8 protein-coding genes are annotated in these 7,034 nt (G+C 68.5%); 6 read left to right on the plus strand and 2 right to left on the minus strand.

Annotation, left to right across the window (positions count from 1 at the left end; all coding sequences use genetic code 11):
• Window positions 1-10: 10 nt before the first annotated feature.
• The 5 genes from IEV96_RS16535 to IEV96_RS16555 are packed head-to-tail and all read left to right on the plus strand — an operon-like array spanning window position 11 to window position 4,290.
• The gene (locus IEV96_RS16535; protein WP_188511811.1) at window positions 11-1,216 is read left to right on the plus strand and encodes an argininosuccinate synthase; all 1,206 of its coding nucleotides are present in this window, start codon (window positions 11-13) and stop codon (window positions 1,214-1,216) included.
• Between the two features lie 10 nt (window positions 1,217-1,226).
• The gene (argH, locus tag IEV96_RS16540; RefSeq protein WP_188511812.1) at window positions 1,227-2,663 is read left to right on the plus strand and encodes an argininosuccinate lyase; all 1,437 of its coding nucleotides are present in this window, start codon (window positions 1,227-1,229) and stop codon (window positions 2,661-2,663) included.
• Window position 2,664: 1 nt separating this feature from the next.
• Window positions 2,665-2,808 (plus strand): hypothetical protein, encoded by a 144-nt coding sequence (locus IEV96_RS16545; protein ID WP_188511813.1) that lies wholly within the window; start codon window positions 2,665-2,667, stop codon window positions 2,806-2,808.
• Window positions 2,809-2,821: 13 nt separating this feature from the next.
• Window positions 2,822-3,418 carry a DNA-3-methyladenine glycosylase gene (locus IEV96_RS16550; protein WP_188511814.1) on the plus strand — a complete coding sequence of 199 codons (597 nt, stop codon included), beginning with the start codon at window positions 2,822-2,824 and terminating at the stop codon, window positions 3,416-3,418.
• Window positions 3,419-3,420: 2 nt separating this feature from the next.
• Window positions 3,421-4,290, plus strand: coding sequence for a DUF817 domain-containing protein (locus tag IEV96_RS16555; protein WP_188511815.1), 870 nt, complete (start codon window positions 3,421-3,423; stop codon window positions 4,288-4,290).
• Window positions 4,291-4,295: 5 nt separating this feature from the next.
• Here the strand turns inward: IEV96_RS16555 and IEV96_RS16560 are convergent, their stop codons facing one another.
• Entirely contained in the window at window positions 4,296-4,850 is a 555-nt protein-coding gene (locus IEV96_RS16560) for a hypothetical protein (protein WP_229733483.1), read from the minus strand.
• The gene (locus tag IEV96_RS16565; protein ID WP_188511882.1) at window positions 4,847-5,464 is read right to left on the minus strand and encodes a DNA-binding protein; all 618 of its coding nucleotides are present in this window, start codon (window positions 5,462-5,464) and stop codon (window positions 4,847-4,849) included. The genes IEV96_RS16560 and IEV96_RS16565 overlap by 4 nt, the downstream gene beginning before the upstream one ends.
• A gap of 124 nt (window positions 5,465-5,588) precedes the next feature.
• Between IEV96_RS16565 and tyrS the strand changes: the two genes are divergently transcribed.
• Entirely contained in the window at window positions 5,589-6,896 is a 1,308-nt protein-coding gene (gene tyrS / locus IEV96_RS16570) for a tyrosine--tRNA ligase (protein ID WP_188511816.1), read from the plus strand.
• The last annotated feature ends 138 nt before the right edge of the window (window positions 6,897-7,034 follow it).

Raw genomic sequence — 7,034 nt, forward strand, 5'->3', positions numbered from 1 at the left:
GAGAAACACAATGGCGGAACGCGTCGTCCTGGCCTATTCAGGCGGACTTGACACCTCGGTTGGTATCGGCTGGCTCAAAGACGCCACGGGCAAAGAGGTCGTGGCCCTCGCCGTCGACGTCGGCCAGGGTGGCGAAGACATGGACGACATCCGCCAGCGCGCCCTCGACTGCGGCGCCGTCGAGTCCATCGTCGTCGACGCGAAAGACGAGTTCGCGGCCGACTTCCTGATGCCGGCCCTCAAGGCCAACGCCATGTACCAGAAGACCTACCCGCTGGTCTCGGCGCTGAGCCGCCCCGTCATCGCCAAGCACCTCGCGATCACCGCGAAGCGCCTCGGTGCAGACAGCGTGGCCCACGGATGCACCGGAAAGGGCAACGACCAGGTGCGCTTCGAGGCGGCCGTCGCCGCCCTCGCGCCCGAGCTCACCAGCATCGCCCCCGTGCGCGACCTGGCCCTCACCCGCGACAAGGCCATCATCTACGCGGAGCAGAACAACCTCCCGATCCGCCAGAGCGCCAAGAACCCCTACTCGATCGACAAGAACGTGTGGGGCCGCGCCGTCGAGACCGGCTTCCTCGAAGACCCGTGGAACGCGCCGATCGAGGACCTCTACGAGTACACGCAAGACCCCTCCGTCTTCAAGGAGGCCGACGAGGTCGTCATCACGTTCGAGGCGGGCATCCCCGTCGCGATCGACGGCGTCGCGCTGAGCCCCCTCGCCATCATCGAGAAGCTCAACGAGGTGGCGGGCAAGCACGGCGTCGGCCGCATCGACGTCGTCGAAGACCGCCTGGTCGGCATCAAGAGCCGCGAGGTCTACGAGGCGCCCGGCGCGATCGCCCTGATCGCCGCCCACGAGGCCCTCGAGAGCCTCACCCTCGAGCGCGACGTCAGCCGTTACAAGCGCGGGGTCGAAGCCGAATGGTCTAACCTCGTCTACGACGGACTCTGGTTCTCCGGCCTCAAGCGCAGCCTCGACGCCTTCATCGACGACACCCAGAAGTACGTGTCGGGCGACATCCGCCTCAAGCTGCAGGGCGGCCGCGCGGTCGTCACCGGTCAGAAGAGCGCCACGAGCCTCTACGACTTCAGCCTCGCCACCTACGACACCGGCGACACGTTCGACCAGTCGCTGTCGAAGGGCTTCATCGAACTGTGGTCGCTCCCGAGCAAGATCGCGGCACGCCGCGACGCCGCCGTAGACGGTCGTTGAGCCGGTCGAAATGAACACGAAATCGGACGACGGCACCGCTGGAGCGACCGGCGAGGGCTCCCTCTGGGGCGCCCGCTTCGCCAGCGGGCCGTCGCCCGAACTCGCGCGGCTGAGCCGGTCGATCCACTTCGACTGGCAGCTCGCCGGGTACGACCTCGCCGGGTCGAGCGCGCACGCGAAGGCGCTCGCGTCGGCGGGCTACCTCAGCGACGACGAGCTCGAACGCATGCTGGCCGCCATCGTGCAGCTGGCCGAGTCGGTGGTCGACGGCTCCTTCGAGGCCCGTGACGACGAGGAAGACGTGCACGCCGCCCTCGAACGCGGCCTCATCGAACTCACCGGTCCCGAGCTCGGCGGCAAGCTGCGCGCGGGCCGCAGCCGCAACGACCAGATCGCCACGCTCGTCCGGCTCTACCTGCTCGACCACGCCGCGGCCATCGGCCACCTCGTCGTGCAGCTCATCGACGCCATCGCCTCGCAGGCCGAGAACCACATCGACGCCGTGATGCCCGGCCGCACCCACCTGCAGCACGCGCAACCGGTGCTGCTCGCCCACCACCTGCTCGCCCACGCCTGGCCGCTCGTGCGCGACCTGGAACGCCTGCGCGACTGGCGGATGCGCGCCTCGACGAGCCCCTACGGTTCGGGTGCCCTCGCCGGCAGCTCGCTCGGACTCGACCCCGTGCTCGTCGCTCGCGAACTGGGCCTCAGCGGACCCACCGAGAACTCGATCGATGCCACGGCCAGCCGCGACAACGTCGCCGAGTTCGCCTTCATCGCCGCGCAGATCGGCGTCGACATCTCGCGCCTGGCCGAGGAGATCATCCTCTGGAACACCCGGGAGTTCGACTTCGTCAAGCTCGACGACGCGTTCTCGACCGGCTCGTCGATCATGCCGCAGAAGAAGAACCCCGACATCGCCGAACTCGCGCGCGGCAAGTCCGGTCGTCTCATCGGCAACCTCACCGGCCTGCTCGCGACCCTCAAGGGACTCCCGCTCGCCTACAACCGCGACCTTCAGGAAGACAAAGAACCGGTGTTCGACTCGGTCGAGACCCTCGAGGTCTTGCTGCCCGCGTTCACCGGCATGGTCGCGACCCTGCGCTTCAATACAGACCGGATGCGCGAGCTCGCGCCCCAGGGCTTCTCTCTCGCAACCGACGTGGCCGACTGGCTCGTGCGGCAGCACATTCCCTTCCGTGAGGCCCACGAGGTGAGCGGATCGCTCGTTCGTTTCTGCGAGGAGCACGACCTCGAACTGCACGAACCGACCGACGAGCAGTACCTGGCCGTGTCGCCGCACCTCACCGCGGGCGTGCGCGACGTGCTCACCGTCGACGGCTCGATCGCGAGCCGCGACGGCGCCGGCGGGACCGCGCCCGTTCGCGTCGCCGAGCAGCTCGCCGCTCTCACCGCGCGGGTGCGCGCACTGAACGTGGCGCGCTGACGTGGGCGACGACGACAAGAAGCCCGGGTTCGACTGGTACGACCCGATGTCCCGCCGCGGTCGCGCGGTCGTCGTCGTGATCGCCGGGCTGGTCGTGGTCGGGGCGGTCATCGCCGCCGTCGTCCTCGGCATCCCGTTCTTCTAACAGCGCCCCGCACGTGTTCGATCGCAGCTTCTTCTCCCGCTCCGCGGTCGAGGTCGCGCCAGAATTGCTCGGTGCGCGCCTCGTCAGCGGCGAGGTGGCGCTGCGGATCACCGAGGTGGAGGCGTACCTCGGCGAGGGCGTCGATCCCGGTTCGCACTCGTTCCGAGGAAAGACCAACCGCAACGCCGTGATGTTCGGCGAACCCGGGCACCTGTACACGTACTTCACCTACGGCATGCACGTCTGCGCCAACGTCGTGTGCTCGCCGGCCGGAACGTCGGGCGGCATCCTGCTGCGCGCCGGCGAAATCGTGGCGGGACGTGAGATCGCGACCGCCCGGCGGCGCACCTCGCGCTCGAGTGTCGACCTGGCGCGCGGCCCCGCCCGGCTCACCGTGGCGCTCGGCATCACGCTGGCCGACGGCGGTACCGACCTCGCCTCAGGTCCGCTGCGGCTCGAACTCGCCTCCGAGTCATCCGACTATGAATCTGGTCCGCGCACCGGGGTCTCGGGTCCCGGCGGGGGAGGCGAGTATCCCTGGCGGTTCTGGATCCCCGGCGACCCCACGGTCTCGCCCTACAAGGCGCACGCCCCGAAAAAGCGGGTCTGACCGTGGCCCGGTTCACCTCGGTCGAGCGGGCGATCGACGGCTATGCGCATCGGTTCCTCGACCGGGCACCCCTCAGCGGCGCGCGCGCAGCCCTCACCGAGTTCGTGGTGTTCGGGCTCAAGCAGGCGTGGGCGTGCATCTTCGGCGCCGCGGTGCTCGCCGTGCTCGTGGGCACCCGGCTCTGGTACCCCGACGACGCGGCCCTCGCCCGCAACGACTTCCTCGTGCTCGCCGCGCTCGTCATCCAGCTGGCGATGGTCGTCTTCCGGCTCGAGACCCTGCGCGAACTGCGGGTGATCGTGCTTTTCCACATCGTGGGCACCGGCATGGAGCTGTTCAAGACCGACGTCGGATCGTGGAGCTACGAGGGCGACGGCCTGCTGCGCATCGGCGGAGTGCCGCTCTACAGCGGATTTATGTACGCCGCTGTCGGCTCCTACATGGTGCGGGTGTACCGCATGTTCGACCTGCGCTTCGAGCGGTACCCGCGCCGGTGGATCACCGCGATCCTCGCCGGCCTCATCTACGTGAACTTTTTCTCGCACCACTACGTGTTCGACGCCCGCTACCTGCTGCTGGTGGCGATCGTGCTCGTCTTCGGACGCACCCGGATGCAGTTCACGGTCTTCCGGTCGCGGTTCCGGATGCCGTTGGTCGTCGCGTTCCTGCTCGTCGCCGTTTTCATCTGGCTGGCCGAGAACATCGCCACCTGGGCCAACGCGTGGGCGTACCCCGACCAGCTCGACGGCTGGCACCTCGTGTCGGTCGCCAAACTGGGCTCGTGGTTCCTGCTCATGATGATCTCGGTGGTGCTCGTCGCCTGGGTCTACCCGCCGAGGCCGCCCGACGCGCGGCTGCCCGCTACCCGCTGATCGAGCTACCAGCTGAGCGCGATCGCCGCGGCGCATGCCCCGGCCCAGAGCAGGCTCGCGAGGGTGCCGATGATGAACCGCTCCCGCGCCGCGGCGTTCTCGAGCTCCGAGTACCGCCCGAGCCCCTTGATTGCCACGATCACGGCGACCGCGGCGGGCTGTCCGACGAGCACGGAACCGATCAGGGATACCCGTTCGAGGTAGCCGATGACCGCGCCGCCGCGCAGGATCTCGCGAGGGGGAGCGGCGCTCATCACGAGTATCCCGCCGTGGGCGCCGAGCGTCACGCTGTCGCGCGTCGCCAGATCCAGCACGAGCGACACGAACGGGCTGCCGCCGACCGAGCCGAGCAGCACGAAGCCGACGCCGGCGAGGATTCCGAGGGCGGGATGCACGACGGGTAGCCCGGCCAGGGCGAAGACGATCGCTCCGACGATGGGAACGGCGCACGGAACGACGAGCCAGTGCCTCCCGGGCTTGGTCGCGAACCAGGAGAGGACCACGCCGGCGTAGAGCACCACGAGCCCGACGATCGAGTAGGTCAGTGCGACTTCGGTCATCGCTTTTCCTCGGTTGCGGGGGCCGCATCGAGCGCGTCCGCGAGCCGCGCCAACGGTGCGATCGCGGCGTTCTCGGCCTTGAGATCCGCCGCGCGGGCGCGTTTGCTCGCCGACTGCGGCGTGATGCCCATTTCCGTCGCGGCGTCGGCCTGGCTCAGCCCGCGGGCCACGAGGTCGTGGATCTCCCACCCCTGATCGCTGCGGCGCGCGCGCAGGATGAGCAGGAGGTCGACGAGCGCTTCGAGGTCGCGGGAGCCCGTCTGCACGGGCTCGGTCGCGGCGGCGAAACGGGTCTGCTTTTTCTTCGCGCGCTCGACGGCGGAACGCGCCGCGACGAAAGCGTCGCCGGTCGATTCGCGGATGCTGGCGCCCAGCGGTTCTCGAACAGGTCCGAATCCCATCCCCACGCTCCACCGGCCGGTGCGGGTGAGGTCGAGCACGACGTCGATCGCCGCTCGGCCGCCGTCGACGAGCATCTGGATCTCGTCGCCCGCCGTGCGGTCGGCAGCGAGCTCGAGGTGCTCGCCGAACATGCGGTTGAGGCGCTCGAGCGTTGCCGAAGCGACGTCGGGCGTCGACCGGCTGTCGACCTGATCCGCCGTGATGACGATCACCGTTGCTCCAATCAGGTCCACAGGGTTGATGAGACCAATATCAACCCTAGGGGGTTGATTTAGTCACATCAACCCGGGGCGGCTGCGCGGGGTCGGTCTCCCGAAGCTCGGCTAGCCTGTATCCGTGTCTTCTCCAGCATCCCCGGTACCCGCACTCCAGCGCAACGACGACTCGTTCGACGACGTCTGGGACGAAATCGTCTGGCGCGGCCTCGTGCACGTCTCGACCAACGAGCAGGAACTCAAGCAACTGCTCGCTGGAGACCCGATCACCTACTACTGCGGTTTCGACCCGACCGCGCCCAGCCTGCACCTCGGCAACCTCGTGCAGCTGTTGCTCATGCGTCGCCTCCAGCTGGCCGGCCACAAACCACTCGGGCTCGTCGGCGGATCCACGGGGCTCATCGGCGACCCGAAGCCCACGGCGGAACGAACGCTGAACACCCCCGACGTCGTCAACGAGTGGGTGGGCTACCTGCAAGGGCAGGTCTCCCGCTTCCTGAGCTTCGAGGGTGACAACGCGGCGCGCCTGGTGAACAACCTCGACTGGACGGCGCCGCTCTCGGCGATCGACTTCCTTCGTGACATCGGCAAGCACTTCCGGGTCGGCACGATGCTCAAGAAGGACGCCGTCAGCGCGCGGCTCAACTCCGACGCCGGCATCAGCTACACCGAGTTCAGCTACCAGATCCTGCAGGCGCTCGACTTCCGCGAGCTCTACCGTGAGTACGGCTGCATCCTGCAGACCGGTGGTAGCGACCAGTGGGGCAACCTCATCGGCGGTACCGATCTCATCCGGCGCTCCGAATCCGTGTCGGCGCACGCCATCGGCACGCCGCTCATCACCAACGCCGACGGCACCAAGTTCGGCAAGAGCGAGGGCAACGCCATCTGGCTCGACCCCGAACTGACGAGCCCCTACGCGATGTACCAGTTCTGGCTCAACACCGACGACAGCGACGTCGTCGCCCGGCTCAAGGTCTTCACCTTCCTCGACCGCGCGCGCATCGACGAGCTCGAGGGGCTGGTGGCCGCCGAGCCGTTCCGCCGCGAGGCGCAGCGCACGCTGGCCTTCGAGGTGACGAGTCTCGTTCACGGTCTCGCCGCGACGGAAGCGGCGATCGCGGCCTCGGCCGCGCTCTTCGGGCAGGGCGAGTTGACCACCCTCGACGCCGCCACTCTGACCGCGGCCACGGCCGAGCTGCCGTCCACCGAGGCGGCCGTCGCGACACCGATCGCGCAAGCGCTCGTCGACACGGGTCTCACCAAAGGCCTGGGGGAGTCGCGGCGCGCGATCGCCCAGGGTGGCGTGTACCTGAACAACGTGACGGTCACCGACGAGCAGGCCGACTTCACCGGCGCCGCTCTCGCGAGCGGCCACGCGATTCTGCGCCGTGGCAAGAAGACCCTCGCCGCGGTCCTGATTTCCTGACCCTCGCGGTCGCGACACGCCCGGGATGTGTGGTGCTTTGCCGAGGTGGCGTGGCGCACGTAGAGTAATCACTCGTCACCCCAAAGGTTCGGAAAGCCGCAGAGCTTCCCGGCCTCAAGTAGGGGACTGAATCCCGAT

The organism is Conyzicola nivalis (assembly GCF_014639655.1).
In the GTDB taxonomy this organism is placed as follows: domain Bacteria; phylum Actinomycetota; class Actinomycetes; order Actinomycetales; family Microbacteriaceae; genus Conyzicola; species Conyzicola nivalis.

Excerpts from the sequence above, each read along its gene's own strand:
- IEV96_RS16535 (WP_188511811.1), top strand. The coding sequence starts at position 11 with ATGGCGGAACGCGTCGTCCTGGCCTATTCAGGCGGACTTGACACCTCG.
- argH (WP_188511812.1), top strand. The coding sequence starts at position 1,227 with ATGAACACGAAATCGGACGACGGCACCGCTGGAGCGACCGGCGAGGGC.
- IEV96_RS16560 (WP_229733483.1), bottom strand. The coding sequence starts at position 4,850 with ATGACCGAAGTCGCACTGACCTACTCGATCGTCGGGCTCGTGGTGCTC.